Below are 15,488 nucleotides of genomic sequence, written 5' to 3'. Positions count from 1 at the left end.
AATTCCGATTTACACCAAACCCAGCACTTTAAAGACAAAAGCGTATTCCAGCGCCACATCCCGCAGCCCTTGATAGCGCCCGCTCATGCCGCCGTGCCCGGCATCCATCTCGGTCTTGAGCAGCAGCAGATTGTCGTCGGTCTTGGTCACCCGCAGCCTGGCCACCCACTTGGCCGCTTCCCAGTACTGCACGCGGCTGTCGTTGTAGCCGGCCACCACCAGCAGGGCCGGATAAGCCTGGGCTTTGACGTTCTCGTAAGGTGCATACGCCTTGATTCGCTCATACACCTCAGGCTCTTGCGGGTTGCCCCACTCGTCATATTCGGTGATGGTCAAAGGCAGGTCCGGGTCGAGCATGGTGTTGAGCACATCGACGAACGGCACTTCGGCAATCGCCGCCTTGAACAGCTCGGGGCGCTGGTTGAGCACCGCGCCGATCAGCAGGCCGCCAGCACTGCCGCCACTGATCGCCAGTTGCTCGGCAGAGGTCACACCCTGGGCGATCAGGTGTTCGGCACAGGCGATGAAGTCGCTGAAAGTGTTGTGTTTGTGTTCCTGTTTGCCCGCCCGGTACCAGGCTTCGCCCAGTTCACCGCCGCCACGCACGTGGGCAATGGCGAAGGCTACGCCGCGATCGAGCAGACTCAGGCGCGCATGCGAGAACCACGGGTCGAGGCTTTCGCCATAAGCGCCATAGCCATACAGGTACAGCGGCACCGGCTTGCCCAGGTCGCTGCGGCGCTGGACCAGGCTGATCGGCACCTGGGTACCGTCACTGGCCGTGGCCCAGAGACGCTGGCTGACATAGGCGTCGGGGTCGAAGGGGCCGAGCACCGGGGTTTCCTTGAGGACCTGCTGGGCGCCGTCGGCCAGCTCCAGCTGGCGCACCTGGGCCGGGCGGTTCAGGGCCTGGTAGCGCAGGCGGATGCGCGGGCTGGCAAATTCCAGGCTGTCCTGCACGTACAGGCTGTAGGCCGCATCCGGCAATTCGACCCGGTAAGACGCAAGGCCTTGCGGGCGTACTTCGATGATCGGCAGGCCGCCTTCACGCAGGCTCAGGCTCAGGGCACTGGCGTTCAGGCTCAGGCCTTCGAGCATCACCGTGTCACGGTGGGGCACCAGCAGTTGCCACTGTTCGCGGGTCGGTACCTGCTCACTGGCGGCCTGGTACAGGGCGAAGTTGATGCCATCCTGGTTGGTGCGGATGAACCAGCGCCACTGGCCGTCGAGCTGGCCGTGGTCGGGGAAGTATTCATGGCCTTCGACGCGTGGCGCCAGGCAGGTGAAGTCGCCGTCAGGCTGTTCGGCGTCGAGCACCCAGGCTTCACTGGTGGTCTTGCTGTTGAGCAGCAGGATCAGTTGGCGTTCGGAGCTGGACCGGTAGCAATGCAGGAAGAAGCGCCCGTCGGTTTCTTCGAAAATCGCCTGGCAACCTTCACGCCCGAGGCGATGGCGCAGCAGTTTGTGCGGGCGGTGGGTGTCGTCCAGTTCGGCGAAGAACAGCGTCTGGTTGTCGTTGGCCCAGGTCATGCTGCCGTCGCAATTGTCGAACGGCAGTTGCTCGATGGCGCCGCTGGTCAGGTCTTTGACGTACAGGGTGTAGATTTCATCGCCGCTGGTATCGAGGCTGTAAGCCAGGCGCTGATGGTCAGGGCTGATGTTGAAGGCACCGAGGGACAGGAAGCCGCCGTTGGCCAGCGGGTTGGGGTCCAGCAGCAGTTCTTCCCGGCTTTCGTCGACGCTATTGGAGTCGTCAGTCGGGCGCGGGCAGCGGTAATGGCGTGGATATTCCTCACCTGCCGAGGTGCGGCTGTAGTAGAGGTAAGGGCCCCAGGGCGAGGGCACCGACAGATCGGTCTCTTGAATCCGGCCCTTGATCTCTTCGAACAACTGTTCGCGCAATTGCGCCTGGTCGGCCAGTTGCGCCGCCTGGTAGGCATTCTCTTCGTTCAGGTAAGCAATGACTGCAGGGCTGTCACGCTCCTGGAGCCAGGCATAGGGATCAGCGCCTTCGGCTTTGCGGGCAATCGGGGCGCGGGGAGCGGTGGCGTCTGCGGACATGCGGGGATCTCTTGGCTGGGGGGCGCCTGCGCGCTGAAATGTGTTTATCATAAGCGTCTATTTGCTTAGCTTGCCACGGACACCATGACCGAGAACGACTATCTGCTCGCCTGGGGCCTTTACGCCCTGGCCGCCCTGGGGTGCCTGGCGGTGGGCTTTCGCCTGACCCGCTGGATGTGGCGCTGGTTGCGCGAACCGCTGCGGGTGCTGATGGCAGTCTTGCTGCTGACCCCGACCATCATCGATCCGGTCAAGGACAAGTTCGCCCCAGCGATTGCCATTACCGCCCTCGACCTGCTGTTCAAGGTCGGCAACAACGCTTTGCGTGCCGCCGCCGACCTGGCCATGTACGGCATGATCGCCTTTGTGCTCTACGGGCTGTTCGTGGTGCTGCGCTGGCCGCTGGAAAAACGCGCCAAGGCCCGTCGCGAGCAGGCCGAAGCGGCCGCCAAACGTGATGCCGAAGAAGCGTTGGTCGACGAGTCGTTTGCCGCCAACAGCAGTGATCGCTACCGCAACCCGCCTGAAGCACCACTGGGCGGCAATCGTTCGCGGGTCGAGCCGCGCTTGTAGGATGTGCCCGGGAGCAGTCAAGCATGTGTGAACTACTGGGCATGAGTGCCAATGTGCCGACCGACATCGTTTTCAGCTTCACCGGGCTGATGCAACGTGGGGGGCGCACTGGACCGCACCGCGATGGCTGGGGTATCGGCTTCTACGAAGGTCGCGGCCTACGCCTGTTCCAGGACCCGGCGGCGAGCTGCGAGTCGGAAGTGGCCAACCTGGTGCAGCGTTATCCGATCAAGAGCGAGGTGGTGATCGGCCACATTCGCCAGGCCAATGTCGGCAAGGTCTGCCTGTCCAACACCCATCCGTTCGTCCGCGAGCTGTGGGGACGCAACTGGTGTTTCGCCCATAACGGTCAGCTTGGCGAGTTCCAGGGCCGGGCCAGCTTCTATCGGCCAATTGGCGATACCGACAGCGAAGCGGCCTTCTGCGACCTGCTCAATCGGGTACGCGAGGCGTTCCCGGAGCCGGTGCCGGTTGAAGTGCTGCTGCCGGTGCTGGTCGAGGTTTGCGCCGAGTACCGCGGCAAGGGCGTGTTCAACTGCCTGCTCAGCGATGGCGACTGGCTGTTCTGTTTCTGCTCGACCAAGCTTGTGCATATCACCCGCCGGGCACCGTTCGGGCCGGCGCGCCTCAAGGACGTCGACATGATCGTCGACTTCCAGGCTGAAACCACCCCCAATGACGTGGTCACGGTGATTGCCACCGAGGCGCTGACCGAGAACGAAACCTGGCAGCGCTACGAGCCCGGCCAGTGGGGCCTGTGGCGCCGTGGTGAATGTATCGCCCAAGGACAACGCTAAGGGATAGCCCATGTTCAGAAGTTATCTGCGGTTGCTGCTGTTCACCTTCGGGTTGCTGGTAGGGGTGCAGGTACCTGGCCTGATCAATGACTACAGCCAGCGGGTCGAGGCGCACCTGCTGGAATCTCGCGAAGGGCTCAAGGGCTTCGAGGCCACCGCCAGACGCTTCTTCAATGGCGATCTGCAGGCGCTGGTGCGTCACTACCGCAGCAGCGACGACCCGGTGTTCAACAGCGATGCCAACAGCATCGACAGTCTGCTGATCCGTAATCGCCAGTTCGAACACGAGTGGCAGATCCTCCAGGGCCCCTGGCTGGAGCGGACCTGGCATGTGCTGGTGCGCGCCGACAGCCAGCTGCGCGAAGAAACCCTCAACGGCTACAGCTACCAGATTCTCCTGGCCCCCGAGGCGCTGGCCTGGGGGCTGAGCTGTGCCTTGCTGCTGGCGCTGCTGGTGGAAAGCCTGTTGTTGCTGGTCGGCTGGGTAGTGCTTGGCGGGCGGCGCAAACCGGTGGCGGAGAGCTGGCGCTAGACCAGCTTGATCCGCTCGGGCCCGGCATTGGCGGCGTAGCGTTCAAGCACATTGCGACACAGCGCCACCACCTCATCGACCAGCTCGACCCCGGTCTGCCAGGCCACCACCAGCTCCAGGCTCGGTGGCTGTTGCACCAGCGGCAGCAGGACCAGTTCACCCCTGGCCAGCTCTTCGCTGACCAGCGCAGGCGGCAGGGCGCCGATGCCGAAGCCGTCACGCAGCAAGCGGGTGATCGCCGCCACCGAGTTCACACAGTTCAGGCGCGGTGCGCTGACGCCTTCGGCCTGTAGCAGGCTGAGCACTTCCTGGTGCGGCCGGGAGTTTTTCGAAAAGGTCACGATGCGCTCGCGGGCCAGCTCGGCGAGCGAGGCATAGTCGCGGTTGTAGATCGACTGGCTGGCGACAATCCAGCCCATCGGGTAGCGCGCCAGGTCCAGGCTACGGATCGATTCCTGGCGTAGCAGGTCGGTTTGCAGGATCACATCGAGAAAGCCTTTTTGCAGCTGTTCGCGCAAATTGAGCGCAGTATCGGCGACCAGTTCGATTTCTACCTGCGGATAGCGCTCCATCAGTTCCGAGACCAGCGGGCTCATCCAGGTATGGATCACCGTGTCCATCACCCCCAGGCGTATCCGCCCAACCTTGGCCCGGTCGCTGTCCAGCGACTGCTTGAGCGCCTTGGCAGTGTCGAGCATCTGCTCGGCGTACTCGAGCACCTTGCTGCCCTCGGGCGTCAGGCTGACCCCGCGTGAATCGCGCAGCAGCAGCTTGACCCCGAGGTCGGCCTCAAGCGCGGCGATGCGGCTGGAGATCGACGCCTGGGTGGTGAAGAGCTTTTCCGCGGTCAGGCGAAAGCTCTTGAGCCGGGCCACCCAGACAAAGGTTTCGAGGAACTTGAGGTTCATGCTGCGCTCACTGATCAAATTTTTCTTATGCCAGACCGCTGGTTTTTCTCGTTGGACGATAACCCGAGGCCATCGAAAAATGTCGGTCACGGTTGCGACAAAGATCGCCGCCTTTAAAACAATACCAACAAGCTGAGGCAACCATGAACCCATCGGGCGTGCAGCAACAGGTCAAATCCAGTTCAGTGGCGGGACCTTTCGACTGGTACCGCAACATCAACAAACAGGAACGACGGACCTTCTGGAGCTGCAAGATCGGCTACGGCCTGGATGGCATGGACACCCAGATGCTCAGCTTCGTCATCCCCACCTTGATCATGCTGTGGGGCATTACCACCGCCGAAGCCGGGTTGATTCACACCAGCACCCTGATCGCCTCGGCGCTGGGCGGCTGGATCGCCGGCATCCTCTCCGATCGTATTGGCCGGGTCCGCACCCTGCAACTGACGGTGCTGTGGTTCGCCTTTTTCACCTTCCTCTGCGGCTTCGCCCAGAACTATGAACAGCTGTTGATCGCCCGCACCCTGATGGGCTTCGGTTTCGGCGGTGAATGGACCGCTGGTGCGGTGCTGATCGGCGAGGTCATCCGTGCCAAGGATCGCGGCAAGGCGGTCGGCATGGTGCAGTCTGGCTGGGCCATTGGCTGGGGTCTGACGGCGGTTCTCTATGCCGTGCTGTTCACCTTGCTGCCGCCTGAAGACGCCTGGCGCGCGCTGTTCCTGCTGGGCATCGTGCCTGCGGTATTCGTGATCTTCGTCCGCCGTCTGGTCAAGGACCCGGAAATCTACCGCCAGGCCAAGGCGGCGGAAAAAACCCAAGCACCGTCGCATTTCTATGAGATTTTTGCCCCCGGCATGCTCTTCACCACTATCCGTGCTTCGCTGCTGACCACCGGTGCGCTGGGCGGTTACTACGCGATCACCTCCTGGTTGCCGACCTTCCTCAAGAACGAGCGCGGCCTGAGCGTGCTCGGCACCGGTGGCTACCTGGCCATGGTGATTTTCGGCTCGTACATCGGCTATGTAATCAGCGCTTATCTCACTGACCTGCTGGGACGCAAAAAGAACTTCATCCTGTTCGCCGTGGGTTCGTTCATCATCGTCCTGCTGTATACCCAGATGCAGGTCAGCGATGGCGTGATGCTCTGGCTGGGCTTCCCGCTGGGCTTCTTCGCCTCGGGTATCTTCAGTGGCATGGGGGCTTTCCTCACCGAACTGTTTCCTACCCGCATCCGTGGCTCGGGGCAGGGCTTCTGCTACAACATCGGTCGTGCGCTGGCGGCGTTCTTCCCGCTGCTGATCGGTATGCTCAGCCAGAAGATCCCGCTGGGCCTGGGTATCGGCGCATTTGCAGCGGTGTCCTACGGGGTGGTAATCCTGGCGGCGCTGAGCCTGCCGGAAACCCGTGGCAAAGAACTTGAAGCCCAATAAGGTCGAGCCTGAAGGAGTGACAGACGTGAGCCGCCTGCTACTGAATTGCGATATGGGTGAGAGTTTCGGCAGCTGGACCATGGGCCTGGACGCCCAGGTCATGCCCTTTGTGGATTGCGCCAACATCGCCTGCGGTTTCCATGCCGGGGATCCGGGGATCATGCGCAAGACGGTGGCCCTGGCCATCGCCAGTAACGTGCGCATCGGTGCCCACCCGGCCTATCAGGACCTGGCCGGCTTCGGCCGCCGCTCCATGGCCTGCAGCGCCGAGGAAATCCGTGACCTGCTGCACTACCAGATCGGTGCGCTGGAGGGCATCTGCCGTACCCAGGGCACGCGGGTTGCCTATGTAAAACCCCATGGTGCGCTGTACAACGACATGATGGCTGAGCCGCTCAAACTGCGCGCCGTACTTGAAGCGCTGGCTAGCTATGACCGGCAGTTGCCGCTGATGCTCATGGCTACGGCCGACAACAGTGCGGCTCAGGCCTTGGGTGACGAGTACGGCGTTACCTTGTGGTTCGAAGCCTTTGCTGACCGCGCCTACGATGCCGCCGGTCATCTGGTCTCGCGGCGCTTGCCGGGTGCGGTGCATCACGATCCGGCGCGGATCGTCGACCAGGCCCTGCGTCTGGCGCGTGGCGAGCCATTGATCGCCGTGGACGGTAGCGAGCTGCGCCTGCAGGCCCAGACCCTGTGCGTGCATGGCGATAACGAAAGCTCGGTGGCGGCGGTGCAACAGATTCGCCAGGCCCTTGATGCCCTGGTGGCGTCATGAGCTACCGCATTGAAACGGTGGCCATCGACTGCCTGATGGTGCGTCTGTTCGACGCCATCGATGAAGCCAACATGCCCTGGATGCTGGCGGCCAGTCAGCGCTTGCGCACGGTGTTCGCCGGGCATCTGGTTGACCTGGTGCCTTCTTACACCACGCTGATGGTGCATTTCGACCTGCTGCAACTGTCGCCGGAGCAGGCCCGCACCTTGATTCGCGAAGCGCTGGAAAACCTGCAGCCGGATAACGGCAGCGGCGGGCGCCAGCACGAGATTCCGGTGTGGTACGACCTGAGTGTCGGTCCGGAACTGAGCCTGCTGGCCGAGCGTTGCGCTACCTCGGTGGCCGATATCGTTCGCCGTCACAGTGAACGCGAATATCAGGTGTTCGCCCTTGGCTTCGCCCCCGGTTTTGCCTTCATGGGCCTGGTTGAAGAGGCCCTGGCCGCGCCGCGTCTGGCCACCCCGCGCAAGCGCGTGGCGGCAGGCAGCGTCGGCATCGCCGAGCGCCAGACCGCAGCCTACCCGGCGGTGTCGCCGGGTGGCTGGAACCTGATCGGCCGCACCCCGAGCAAACTCTTTGACCGCGAACGTGACGGCTACAGTCTGTTGCAACCGGGCGACCGGGTGCGTTTCGTCGCCGTGGATCGCGCCACCTTTATCAACCTGGGCGGCGACGATACCCCGCTGGAGGCCTTGGCATGAGCCGCTTGTCGATTGAGGCCAGCACGCCGCTGTGTCTGCTGCAGGATGCCGGACGTTTTGGCGTGCGCCATCTGGGCGTGACCCAGGGCGGGGCGCTGGACTGGGTCTCGATGCGCTGGGCCAACTGGCTGCTGGGCAACCCTGCCGAGGCGGCGGTGGTGGAAGTGACCCTGGGAGGCTTCAGCCTGGTCGCCGAGCAGGATTGCTGTCTGGCGCTGACCGGCGCCGACCTGGATGCGCGCATCGACGGTGAGCCGCTCAAACCCTGGTCCAGCTTTACCCTGAACCGAGGCCAGCGTCTGCGCCTTAACCAACCGTTGCAGGGCGCTCGCGCCTATCTTGCCGCGCCTGGAGGCTTTACTGCGCCGCAGGTGCTGGGCAGTTGTGCCAGTGTTGTGCGAGAGGAGCTGGGCGGGCTTGATGGACTGGGTTCAGCGCTGGCCAAGGGGCAACAGCTCGAATACCGCGGGACGGCTTCAGGGCTGAAAACAGTGCCTGAGGGATTGCGGCCGGACCTGACTGATAACAGCGCACTCGATCTGGTTCTGGGCGCGCAGATCGGCGATTTCAGTGGTATCAGCCTGTTTGAGGCGTTCAACCGTGACTGGACCCTGGACAGCCGCGCCGACCGCATGGGCATACGTTTGCTGGGCCCGGCCTTGCAGTATCAGGGCGCACCGATGATTTCCGAGGGAATTCCGCTGGGGGCAGTGCAGGTACCACCGGATGGGCAGCCGATCGTGCTGCTCAATGATCGCCAGACCATTGGTGGCTATCCGCGGTTGGGGGCATTGACGCCGTTGGCGCTGGCGCGGCTGGCGCAGTTGTTGCCGGGGAGTGTGGTCAGGTTCAGGCCAGTGGTGCAGGAGCTGGCCTGGCAGCAACAGCGGGATTATTTGCAGCGGTTTGAATTGTAGGAGCGGATTTATCCGCGATGGGGCGCAACGCGGCCCTAAATAGGCCTGCTGTGCAGGCCATCGCGGATAAATCCGCTCCTACAGGTTCCGGTATCACTTGGATAAAAACCGCATCCCTTCTTCCAATCCACGCAAGGTCAGTGGAAACATCCGGTCTTCGATCAACTCGCGCACGATGTTGGTCGAAGCGGTATACCCCCAGGTGTCCTTGGGGTAAGGGTTGATCCAGATAAGCTTCTTGTACTTCTCCATGAAGCGCTGCATCCACACGTAACCGGCTTCTTCGTTCCAGTGCTCGACGCTACCGCCCGGCTGGGTGATCTCGTAGGGCGCCATGGCCGCATCGCCAACGAACACCACTTTGTAGTCGGCGCCGTACTTGTGCAGCAGATCCATGGTCGAGGTACGTTCAGAGGTGCGGCGCATGTTGTTCTTCCACACCGACTCATAAACGAAGTTGTGGAAGTAGTAGTACTCCAGGTGCTTGAACTCGGTCTTGCAGGCCGAGAACAGCTCTTCGCAGATCTTCACGTGAGCGTCCATCGAACCGCCGATGTCGAACAGCAGCAGCAACTTGACGCTATTACGCCGCTCCGGGCGCATCTGGATGTTGAGCAGGCCGGCATCGCGGGCGGTGTGGTCGATGGTGCCGTCGATATCCAACTCTTCGGCCGCACCCTGGCGCGCGAACTTGCGCAAGCGGCGCAGGGCCAGCTTGATATTGCGCGTGCCCAGTTCGACCTGGTCATCGAGGTTCTTGTACTCGCGCTGGTCCCAGACCTTGACCGCCTTGCCCTGGCGTTTACCGGCATCGCCGATGCGAATCCCTTCGGGGTTATAGCCCCCCGAACCGAACGGGCTGGTACCGCCGGTGCCGATCCACTTGTTGCCACCGGCATGGCGTTCCTTCTGTTCTTCCAGGCGTTTCTTGAACTCTTCGATCAGCTTGTCCAGGCCACCCAGGGACTGGATCTGCGCGCGTTCCTCGTCGGTCAGCGAGCGCTCGAACTCCTTGCGCAGCCAGTCTTCGGGAATCAGCGCTTCCAGGTGTCGGTCGAGGTTTTCCAGGCCCTTGAAGTAGGCGGAAAAGGCCCGGTCGAACTTGTCGAAATGGCGTTCGTCCTTGACCAGGATCGCCCGCGACAGGAAGTAGAACTCGTCCATGTCGGCAAAGGTCACCCGCTGCTTGAGGGCATTGAGCAGATCAAGCAGCTCACGCACCGATACGGGTACTTTGGCCGCGCGCATTTCATTGAACAGATTGAGCAGCATGGCAATTGCCCCCGGGCTCAGCGATTACCGCGACGGCTCATGAAGGCCAGGCGCTCGAGCAGTTGCACGTCCTGTTCGTTTTTCACCAGGGCACCGGCCAACGGCGGGATGGCCTTGGTCGGATCGCGCTCACGCAGCACGGCTTCGCCGATGTTGTCGGCCATCAGCAGCTTGAGCCAGTCGACCAGTTCCGAGGTCGACGGCTTTTTCTTCAGGCCCGGTACCTTGCGTACATCGAAGAACACGTCCAGCGCTTCGCTGACCAGGTCTTTCTTGATGTTCGGGTAGTGCACATCGACGATCTGCTGCAGGGTGTCACGGTCGGGGAAGGCGATGTAGTGGAAGAAGCAGCGGCGCAGGAAGGCGTCCGGCAGCTCTTTTTCGTTGTTCGAGGTAATGATGATGATCGGGCGCTGTTTAGCCTTGATCGTCTCGTCGATCTCGTAAACGTAGAACTCCATCCGGTCCAGCTCCTGCAACAGGTCGTTGGGGAACTCGATGTCGGCCTTGTCGATTTCGTCGATCAGCAGAATGACCCGCTCCTCGGATTCGAACGCTTCCCAGAGCTTGCCCTTCTTCAGGTAGTTGCGCACGTCGTGGACCTTGTCCACCCCCAGTTGCGAATCCCGCAGGCGGCTGACCGCATCGTACTCGTAGAGGCCCTGGTGAGCCTTGGTGGTCGACTTGATGTGCCAGGTGATCAGCTTGGCGCCAAAGGACTCGGCCAACTGTTCGGCGAGCATGGTCTTGCCGGTGCCGGGTTCGCCCTTGACCAGCAGTGGCCGTTCCAGGGTGATCGCCGCGTTGACTGCCAGTTTCAGGTCGTTGGTGGCGACGTAGGTGCTGGTGCCTTCGAACTTCATGAACCGATCCTCTAACGTAGTGCCGGGGGTACATGGCCCCTGGCAGAAAAATTGTCATGCACGACTATAACGCGGGCTCTGGTCGACTGGGAACGCAGACGCTCTATTCAGTCTCTGAATGGAGCGTCACTTGGTGACCTGGTCAGGGCAAGGATGTTGCCGGACGTGTCAGGGGTGGACTCGCCCTGGAGGCAGGCTTACCCTTGAAGTTTTCTGCTCCGGTGCTAAAAGGACCCCCGTCATGAGCCGTATCTTTGCTGACAACGCGCATTCCATCGGCAATACGCCGCTGGTCCAGATCAACCGCATCGCCCCGCGCGGCGTGACCATTCTGGCCAAGACCGAAGGGCGTAACCCGGGTTATTCGGTCAAATGCCGGATCGGCGCGAACATGATCTGGGACGCGGAAAGCAGCGGCAAGCTCAAGCCGGGCATGACCATTGTCGAGCCGACCTCGGGCAATACCGGTATCGGCCTGGCCTTTGTTGCTGCCGCGCGCGGCTACAAGCTGCTGCTGACCATGCCGGCGTCGATGAGCATCGAGCGACGCAAGGTGCTCAAGGCTCTGGGCGCCGAACTGGTGTTGACCGAACCTGCCAAAGGGATGAAAGGGGCGATTGAAAAGGCCGGTGAAATCGTTGCCAGTGATACCGCCCAGTATTTCATGCCCGCCCAGTTCGATAACCCGGCCAACCCCGCGATTCACGAGAAAACCACCGGCCCGGAGATCTGGAACGATACCGACGGCGCGGTCGATGTGCTGGTTGCGGGTGTCGGCACCGGTGGCACCATCACCGGGGTGTCGCGCTACATCAAACAGACGCAAGGTAAGGCGATCCTTTCCGTAGCCGTCGAACCGCTTACTTCGCCGGTGATCACCCAGACGATGACTGGCCAAGAGGTCAAGCCCAGCCCGCACAAGATCCAGGGCATTGGTGCCGGCTTTGTGCCGAATAACCTCGACCTGAAAATGGTCGATCAGGTCGAGCTGGTCAGTGACGAGGAGTCCAAGGTCATGGCCCTGCGCCTGATGCAGGAGGAGGGCATTCTCTGCGGGATTTCCTCCGGCGCGGCGATGGCAGTGGCGGTGCGCCTGGCGGAAAAGCCTGAAATGCAAGGCAAGACCATCGTCGTGATCCTGCCCGATTCCGGGGAACGCTACCTGTCGAGCATGCTCTTCAGCGACCTGTTCACCGATCAGGAGAACCAGCAGTAAAGCGCTTTGGCGCTGATCAAGAGCAATAATCAGCGCCGGACACTGTTGCACAATCCTTAACACTGAATGCTGGCACCGGTGATTTTTCCCGGTGCCAGATCGGTTTATGATGTTTGATTAATCCGGCAGCAATGGCTTGATCGAAATTCCAAGGAGTGTTGCATGACTGTTTCGTTAGTCGCCAAGGCAGGTATATTGCTGATGTTTTTCGGCAGCACGTTGTATGTGCACCTGCGTGGCAAGGCGCGCTTGCCGATGTTGCGCCAGTTCGTCAACCATTCGGCGCTGTTCGCCCCCTATAACGCCTTGATGTACCTGTTTTCCGGCGTGCCCTCCAAACCCTACCTGGACCGCGGCCGGTTTCCCGAGCTCGATGTACTCAAGGACAACTGGGAAGTTATCCGCGAAGAGGCCATGCACCTGTTCGACGAGGGTTACATCCGCGCCGCCGAGAAAGACAACGACGCCGGTTTCGGTTCATTCTTCAAGAAGGGCTGGAAGCGTTTCTACCTGAAGTGGTACGACAAAGCGCTGCCATCGGCCGAAGTGCTGTGCCCGAAGACCGTTGAACTGGTCAACAGCATCCCCAACGTCAAGGGTGCGATGTTCGCCTTGCTGCCCGGTGGCAGCCACCTCAACCCGCACCGTGACCCGTTCGCCGGCTCCCTGCGTTATCACCTGGGCCTGTCGACGCCAAACTCCGACAACTGCCGGATCTACGTCGATGGCCAGGCTTATGCGTGGCGCGACGGTGAAGATGTGATGTTCGATGAAACCTATGTGCACTGGGTGAAAAACGAGACAGAGACTACCCGGGTGATCCTCTTCTGCGACGTCGAGCGTCCGCTCAACAGCCCGCTGATGACCCGCATCAACCGCAAAGTCAGCGCTTTCCTTGGCCGCGCCACTGCGCCGCAGAACACCGATGACGAGCGCGTTGGCGGGATCAACCGGGCTTATGCCTGGAGCAAGCGCTTCAGCAACGTGATCAGCGGCCGGGTCAAACAGTTCAAGCGTGCCAATCCCAAGGCCTACCGGGTGTTGCGTCCGGTGCTGGCGGTGGTGGTGGCTTACCTGCTGTATCACTGGTTGTTCTGAGACAGCATCGCGGGGCAAGCCCGCTCCCACAGGTTCCAGACCTCCAGTGGGAGCGGGCTTGCCCCGCGATGAACTCACCGCTATAGTCAAACCCACTTCACCTCACCGAAGACCTGCTCATGCCAGCTTCCCCACTTCGCACCGTATTCGCTACCGCGCCCGACGCGGTGGTAGTCGTGCGTGGGAGTCAGCAGCCGGCCATGATCAGTCACTACCCACCACCTGTCAGTAGCGTGGTTGTGTGCGTTGTCGCACCACCAGGCGTGGTAGTGCTGGGCTAAGCGGCCAACCGCTGCGACCCGACACACCTGCACCCTACTGAATACGGTTGGCTGCCCCCAGCGGGCAGCACCGTTCGGCTTATCTGCCCGAATTACAGGTGGCATTCATGTTTGCTCTATCGAAAGAATCCGTGGCCTCGGCGGCCACCACCAGCCTGTTCGTCCTGCTCTGGAGTAGCGGGGCGATCGTCTCCAAGCTGGGCCTGGCCCATGCCAGTCCCTTTGCTTTCCTGCTGATGCGTTCAGCCCTGGCCCTGTGCGGTCTGTTGCTGCTCGCACCGTTGCTCAGGTTGCGCTGGCCGCGCGGGCGGGCGGCGGTGCTGCAAGCGCTGGCCACCGGTTGCGTGTTGCTCGGTGCCTATCAGATCTTCTATCTGCTGGCGCTGAACACCCAGGTGACGCCCGGCGTGATGGCCACGGTCATGGGCGTGCAACCTATCCTCACCGTGGTGTTGATGGAGCGTCAGCGTTCCTGGAGCCGATTGTTCGGCCTCGGGCTGGGCTTGAGCGGGCTGATCATGGTGGTCTATCAGGGGATCAATCTGGGAGGGGTCTCCTTGATGGGGATGCTCTTTGCATTGCTGGCGCTGGCGAGCATGACCTTCGGCTCGATCATGCAAAAGCGCATCACCAGCAACCCCATGGGCACCTTGCCGCTGCAGTACATCGCCGGGTTGCTGATGTGTGCGGTGATTGCGCCGTTGCAGCCGCTGCACGTCGAACTGACAGGCAGTTTCATCGGCGCTCTGCTGTGGATGGGGCTGGTGGTCTCGTTGCTGGCAACCCTGCTGTTGTACCGGCTGATTGCCAAGGGCAACCTGGTCAATGTCACCAGCCTGTTCTACCTGGTGCCTGCGGTGACGGCAGTAATGGACTACCTGATCTTCGGTAACCGCCTGGCGGCGTTGAGTTTGGTGGGTATGGGGCTGATCGTGATCGGCCTGCTGTTTGTGTTCCGCAAGCCAGCGGCTGCAGCGGCGCAACTTCAGGCTGATTGACATCCGTTACATCGCGGGGCAAGCCCGCTCCTACCGACCCGGTGGGAGCGGGCCTGTCCCGCGATCAGGCGCGTGCCGGCTTGAGCACCAACCACAACGCCACAGCAATCAACACCCCGCCATACAGGTGCGCCATCGACAGTGGCTCATCCAGCAGCCAGGCCCCCCAGAGCACACCGAAGGCCGGGATCATGAAGGTCACGGTGCTGGCCTTGACCGGGCCGATCTCGCTGAGCAGGCGAAAGTACAGAATGTAGGCAAACGCGGTACACACCAGGCCCAGGCCCAGCAGTGACAGCCACACCTCCCAGCCGCCCCAGCTCGCCAGCGGCTGGGTGACCACGCTGTAAGCAAACATCGGCAATAGCAGCAAGGTCGCCCCCATCATGCTGCCCAGGGCCGACAGCCGGCTGTCGAGGCCGCCCTGATGATCGAGCCAGCGTCGCGCAAGAAAGCCGGCAAAGCCGTAACAGGTGGTCGCCGCCAGGCATGAAATGGCCCCTTGCAACAGCTTGTGGTCAAACGCCACCGGGCCCGCTCCGCTGAGAATGCCGACACCGAACAATCCAAGGAAAATGCCGCTTAGCTTGGCCAGGGTCATCGGTTCACGGAAGAACAACGCACCAATCAGCACGCCCATCAACGGCGTGGTGGCATTGAAGATTGCCGAGTAACCGGCCGGCAGCACCTGGGCCGCCACCGAATAAAGCGTGGCCGGAATCCCCGAGTTGATCATGCCCAGCACCAGGCAGGCCTTGAGCTTGCCGTTGAAATCCCAGCGCACCCGCAGCAGGGCGAGTATCACCAACAAGCCAAGGCAAGCGATCGACACCCGAAAGAACGCGGTGGGCACGGTGCCGAGCACCGGCGCGATGATGCGCATGAACAGAAAGCTGGCCCCCCAGACAGCGGCAAGAATCAACAGGCGGGTGATGGCGATGGGGCTCATGGGGCTCTCCGGGTCCTTTGGGGCGGGGCGCGAGTTTACGTTACAACGCAGGGGCCGTTCTCTCCCTTTCTTGCGCTGAAATTCCCGAGGCAGTGAGTTTGGCCGATACAGCCG

At 61.9% G+C, this 15,488-nt stretch carries 15 protein-coding genes; 10 read left to right on the top strand and 5 right to left on the bottom strand.

The window, feature by feature from the left end; translation table 11 throughout:
- Positions 1-9 precede the first annotated feature (9 nt).
- Positions 10-2,061, bottom strand: coding sequence for a S9 family peptidase (locus tag ACVI9W_RS06005; RefSeq protein WP_461529477.1), 2,052 nt, complete (start codon positions 2,059-2,061; stop codon positions 10-12).
- 84 nt (positions 2,062-2,145) lie between these two features.
- On the opposite strand from ACVI9W_RS06005, the gene ACVI9W_RS06000 reads away from it, so the two are divergent.
- Genes ACVI9W_RS06000 through ACVI9W_RS05990 form a run of 3 tightly spaced genes read left to right on the top strand, consistent with a single transcriptional unit; the run spans position 2,146 to position 3,963 of the window.
- Positions 2,146-2,634: a hypothetical protein gene (locus tag ACVI9W_RS06000; RefSeq protein ID WP_038613723.1), complete on the top strand. Its 489-nt coding sequence runs from the start codon at positions 2,146-2,148 to the stop codon at positions 2,632-2,634.
- A gap of 23 nt (positions 2,635-2,657) precedes the next feature.
- On the top strand, positions 2,658-3,431 hold the full coding sequence (locus tag ACVI9W_RS05995) for a class II glutamine amidotransferase (RefSeq protein ID WP_461529476.1): 774 nt from the start codon (positions 2,658-2,660) through the stop codon (positions 3,429-3,431).
- Positions 3,432-3,441: 10 nt separating this feature from the next.
- Complete coding sequence (locus tag ACVI9W_RS05990) at positions 3,442-3,963, top strand: DUF2937 family protein (protein ID WP_461529475.1); 522 nt, start codon at positions 3,442-3,444, stop codon at positions 3,961-3,963.
- Here the strand turns inward: ACVI9W_RS05990 and ACVI9W_RS05985 are convergent.
- Complete coding sequence (locus tag ACVI9W_RS05985; RefSeq protein ID WP_461529474.1) at positions 3,960-4,871, bottom strand: LysR family transcriptional regulator; 912 nt, start codon at positions 4,869-4,871, stop codon at positions 3,960-3,962. The two genes, ACVI9W_RS05990 and ACVI9W_RS05985, sit on opposite strands and share 4 nt — an antisense overlap.
- Before the next feature lie 143 nt (positions 4,872-5,014).
- Between ACVI9W_RS05985 and ACVI9W_RS05980 the strand changes: the two genes are divergently transcribed.
- Genes ACVI9W_RS05980 through ACVI9W_RS05965 form a run of 4 tightly spaced genes read left to right on the top strand, consistent with a single transcriptional unit; the run spans position 5,015 to position 8,697 of the window.
- Entirely contained in the window at positions 5,015-6,301 is a 1,287-nt protein-coding gene (locus tag ACVI9W_RS05980) for an MFS transporter (RefSeq protein ID WP_461529473.1), read from the top strand.
- Positions 6,302-6,326: 25 nt separating this feature from the next.
- Positions 6,327-7,079 carry a 5-oxoprolinase subunit PxpA gene (locus ACVI9W_RS05975; protein WP_461529472.1) on the top strand — a complete coding sequence of 251 codons (753 nt, stop codon included), beginning with the start codon at positions 6,327-6,329 and terminating at the stop codon, positions 7,077-7,079.
- On the top strand, positions 7,076-7,780 hold the full coding sequence (gene pxpB / locus ACVI9W_RS05970; protein WP_461529471.1) for a 5-oxoprolinase subunit PxpB: 705 nt from the start codon (positions 7,076-7,078) through the stop codon (positions 7,778-7,780). The genes ACVI9W_RS05975 and pxpB overlap by 4 nt, the downstream gene beginning before the upstream one ends.
- Complete coding sequence (locus ACVI9W_RS05965) at positions 7,777-8,697, top strand: 5-oxoprolinase subunit C family protein (RefSeq protein WP_461529470.1); 921 nt, start codon at positions 7,777-7,779, stop codon at positions 8,695-8,697. The genes pxpB and ACVI9W_RS05965 overlap by 4 nt, the downstream gene beginning before the upstream one ends.
- Positions 8,698-8,790: 93 nt before the next feature.
- Here the strand turns inward: ACVI9W_RS05965 and ACVI9W_RS05960 are convergent, their stop codons facing one another.
- Both ACVI9W_RS05960 and ACVI9W_RS05955 read right to left on the bottom strand, forming a co-directional pair.
- The gene (locus tag ACVI9W_RS05960; protein ID WP_422419949.1) at positions 8,791-9,969 is read right to left on the bottom strand and encodes a vWA domain-containing protein; all 1,179 of its coding nucleotides are present in this window, start codon (positions 9,967-9,969) and stop codon (positions 8,791-8,793) included.
- A 17-nt stretch (positions 9,970-9,986) separates the two neighbouring features.
- Complete coding sequence (locus ACVI9W_RS05955; protein WP_157193625.1) at positions 9,987-10,832, bottom strand: AAA family ATPase; 846 nt, start codon at positions 10,830-10,832, stop codon at positions 9,987-9,989.
- 241 nt (positions 10,833-11,073) lie between these two features.
- On the opposite strand from ACVI9W_RS05955, the gene cysK reads away from it, so the two are divergent.
- The 3 genes from cysK to ACVI9W_RS05940 all read left to right on the top strand — a co-directional run bounded on the left by cysK (position 11,074) and on the right by ACVI9W_RS05940 (position 14,425).
- Positions 11,074-12,048, top strand: coding sequence for a cysteine synthase A (gene cysK / locus ACVI9W_RS05950; protein WP_461529469.1), 975 nt, complete (start codon positions 11,074-11,076; stop codon positions 12,046-12,048).
- 162 nt (positions 12,049-12,210) lie between these two features.
- The gene (locus ACVI9W_RS05945) at positions 12,211-13,146 is read left to right on the top strand and encodes an aspartyl/asparaginyl beta-hydroxylase domain-containing protein (RefSeq protein WP_461529468.1); all 936 of its coding nucleotides are present in this window, start codon (positions 12,211-12,213) and stop codon (positions 13,144-13,146) included.
- A gap of 388 nt (positions 13,147-13,534) precedes the next feature.
- Positions 13,535-14,425 carry a DMT family transporter gene (locus ACVI9W_RS05940; RefSeq protein WP_461529467.1) on the top strand — a complete coding sequence of 297 codons (891 nt, stop codon included), beginning with the start codon at positions 13,535-13,537 and terminating at the stop codon, positions 14,423-14,425.
- A gap of 64 nt (positions 14,426-14,489) precedes the next feature.
- On the opposite strand, the gene ACVI9W_RS05935 is transcribed toward ACVI9W_RS05940, so the two are convergent.
- Positions 14,490-15,374, bottom strand: coding sequence for a DMT family transporter (locus ACVI9W_RS05935; protein WP_461529466.1), 885 nt, complete (start codon positions 15,372-15,374; stop codon positions 14,490-14,492).
- Positions 15,375-15,488 lie beyond the last annotated feature (114 nt).

It is taken from the genome of Pseudomonas sp. 210_17 TE3656, assembly GCF_054821965.1.
This window is presented reverse-complemented; position numbering and strand designations above follow the sequence as displayed.